General features: G+C 42.9%; 3 protein-coding genes. All 3 read left to right on the forward strand.

Annotation, left to right across the window (positions count from 1 at the left end; translation table 11 throughout):
• On the forward strand, positions 1–535 hold a 535-nt coding region (gene thrB, locus QNK26_RS14500; protein ID WP_319224251.1), incomplete at its 5' end, for a homoserine kinase.
• Between the two features lie 163 nt (positions 536–698).
• Entirely contained in the window at positions 699–1988 is a 1290-nt protein-coding gene (gene thrC, locus QNK26_RS14505; RefSeq protein ID WP_319224254.1) for a threonine synthase, read from the forward strand.
• Positions 1989–2248: 260 nt separating this feature from the next.
• Positions 2249–3115 carry an acyl-CoA thioesterase II gene (tesB, locus tag QNK26_RS14510; RefSeq protein WP_319224256.1) on the forward strand — a complete coding sequence of 289 codons (867 nt, stop codon included), beginning with the start codon at positions 2249–2251 and terminating at the stop codon, positions 3113–3115.
• Positions 3116–3346 lie beyond the last annotated feature (231 nt).

The following is a 3346-nucleotide window of genomic DNA, read 5'->3' on the forward strand; positions in this document are numbered from 1 at the left end:
TGGCAGCGTGCATTATGATAATGTCGCGCCGTGTGCTTTGGGTGGATTGCAGTTGATGCTTGAAGCTAACGGCGTTGTTAGCCAGTCAGTACCTTGTTTTGATGAATGGTATTGGGTTGTGGCTTATCCGGGCATTAGTATTTCAACGGCAGCGGCACGTGACATTTTACCAACAGAATACAGCCGTGGTGATTGCTTAACCTATGGCCGTAACCTTGCTGGCTTTATCCATGCTTGTTATAGCAAGCAACAGGACTTGGCAGCTGCCATGTTAACAGACGTGATTGCTGAACCTTATCGCGCGCAGCTTATTCCTAAATTTGATGACGTGCGTGACTATGCTAAAGAGTTAGGTGCTCTGGCCACAGGTATCTCAGGGTCGGGTCCAACGGTATTTAATGTGATGACTGATTTAGCCCAAGCACAAAAATTACAAGCTTGGTTAGATGCTAACTTTATCCAAAACGGTGATGGTTTCAGCCATATCTGTAAGTTGGATAAAGAAGGCGCGCGCATCGTCGGTACCGAATTGTAACAACGAGTTGTAATCAGTAGCGGTAATAAACGGCTGTAATAAACAGACAAGTACTGCATGATTGTCTATTGAATCCAAGTAATAAGGGCTATATGCTCTTATGAAGTCAAGGATATGGCTATCATGCAGGTAGCACAAATGATGTTTTAGGGAATGAGCAACAATGAAATTATATAGCATTAAAGATCACGCAGAGACAGTAAGCTTTGCACAAGCAGTGAAACAAGGCATGGGTAAAAACCAAGGCTTGTTCTTTCCAAGCGAAATTAATCCGATTGCCGATATTGATGCCTTACTAGAGATGAATCTCGTTGATCGTAGTCGCGTGATTTTACAATCACTGATCGGTGATGAATTTAGCCAACAAGAATTACATGACATTGTTGAAGGTGCGTTTAACTTCCCTGCGCCAGTCACGAAAGTGAGCGACAAGATCAGCGCATTAGAATTATTCCACGGTCCTACATTGGCATTTAAAGACTTTGGTGGCCGTTTCATGGCGCAATGTCTATCACGCCTGAGCTTTGATAAACAAGGTAATGGCGAAAAAATCACTATCTTAACAGCAACATCAGGTGATACTGGTGCTGCGGTTGCGCATGCTTTCTACGGTATTGAAAATATCGAAGTGGTAGTGATGTATCCAAAAGGTAAGATCAGCTTCTTACAAGAACAAATGTTCTGTACCCTTGGCGGCAATATCCGCACGATCGCTGTTGACGGTGACTTTGATGCTTGTCAGGCATTAATGAAGCGCTCTTTTGATGATGCTGAGCTGCGCGAAGCCATAGGCCTTAACTCTGCTAACTCAATTAATATCAGCCGTCTGATGGCACAAATTTGTTATTACTTTGAAGCATTCGCACAACTACCAAAAGCGCAGCGCGCCCAAACTGTGGTATCAGTACCAAGCGGTAATTTTGGTAACTTAACGGCTGGTTTGTTAGCGAAGACATTAGGTCTACCGGTTAAACGCTTCATTGCCGCAACAAACATCAATGATACCGTGCCGCGTTATTTACAAAGCGGTGAATGGGATCCAAAAGCAACCCAAGCTACACTCTCTAACGCGATGGATGTCAGCGTACCAAGCAACTGGCCACGTATCGAAGAACTGGCGCGTGTTAAAGGCTGGGACTTATCTGAACTGGCATCTGACTTCTTATCTGATGAAGACACGAAACAAGCTGTTGTCGCACTAGATGAGCAAGGTTACTTATGTGAACCCCATGGCGCGATTGCTTATGACCGTTTAGCGGCGCAACTGGGCGAAGATGAATTCGGTTTATTCTTATGTACAGCGCACCCTGCGAAGTTCAAAGAGTCAGTGGAAGATATTCTGGGTCGCGATATCGGATTACCAAAAGAGCTTGCTGATTGTGCCGACAAAGCTAATTTATCGGTTGATATGGCCAATGACTTTGCCGCATTACGTGCATTTTTGATGGCGTAGTCTACTCTTAATTATGCATACTCACGTGAGTGAGTCTACCTTGTTCTTATGCCGTAATTAATGGTGTTAGAGCAAGGTATTTTTTTGGCTGTTATTTGGCATAACAAGCTATGCTGGTTAAGCGTTAAAGGTTAATTTAATTAAAAAATATCTAATTGTGGCACCGCAATATCAATAATTAGCGCTTGAATATCTTTGATAACAGAGGTAGCGTTACGCTCTTGTAATTTATAATAAGCTGAATTCAGAATAAGGCATTTATGGGTAAGGTATTAAAAGATCTTCTTGGACAATTAACGTTAGAAACCATTGAAGAAGGAATCTATCGTGGTCAAAGTCAAGATTTAGGGTTTGGTGCGGTCTTTGGCGGCCAAGTAATGGGGCAAGCATTATCGGCAGCAAAAGAAACCGTTTCCGCTGATCGTAAGGTGCATTCCTTCCATTCTTATTTCCTGCGTGCTGGTGATGTGACTAAGCCGATTATTTATGAAGTCGAAAAAATTCGTGATGGCGGTTCAATTACCACTCGGCGTATTCGTGCGATCCAAAATGGTAAAGCTATTTTCTACATGACGGCGTCTTATCAGATTGAGCGTGAAGGTTACGATCACCAAGATGCAATGCCGGATGTACCACCACCGGAAGAACTGCTTTCTGAACAAGACCATGTTCTCTCATTGCGTGATGAGTTACCGGATGATATCCGCGCTAAGTTTGTGTGTGAAAGACCGATTGAAATGCGCCCTGTGCATTATCTTGATCCACTTAATGAAGAAAAATCGGCACCAGAGCGTTACATCTGGTTTAAAGCCAATGGTCAGATGCCGGATGATGCGCGTATTCATAAATACTTATTAGCGTATGCCTCTGACTTCTGTTTCTTACCAACGGCATTACAGCCACACGGTAAAGGCTTTATGAGCCCGAATATGCAAGTTGTCACTATCGATCATTCGATGTGGTTCCACCGCGACTTCCGTCTTGATGATTGGTTATTGTACGCAGTGGATAGTTCAAGTGCATCAGGGACACGTGGCTTAGTCCGCGGTCGTTTCTTTACCCGAGATGGCAAAATGGTAGCAACCACAATGCAGGAAGGGTTAATTCGTAACCGAGAGATCGCTTAATTACACAATTCTACGACATTTCGGTTAAAAAGGCCGAAATGTTGTTTTATTACGAAAATTTGTGGTCGGGATCATGCTTTTCTGAAAATTATAAACATTTCCTATCTCAGCATATTCGCTTATGCTTAATTTTAATCTACAATGAAGTTCGTTTTTTGTTATTAGGTATTCAACCCCGATTATGTCAATTAGAGTTGCCATTAATGGTTATGGACGAATTGGACGCAGTGT

Origin of the sequence: Moritella sp. (genome assembly GCF_033791185.1) — a bacterium.
In the GTDB taxonomy this organism is placed as follows: domain Bacteria; phylum Pseudomonadota; class Gammaproteobacteria; order Enterobacterales; family Moritellaceae; genus Moritella.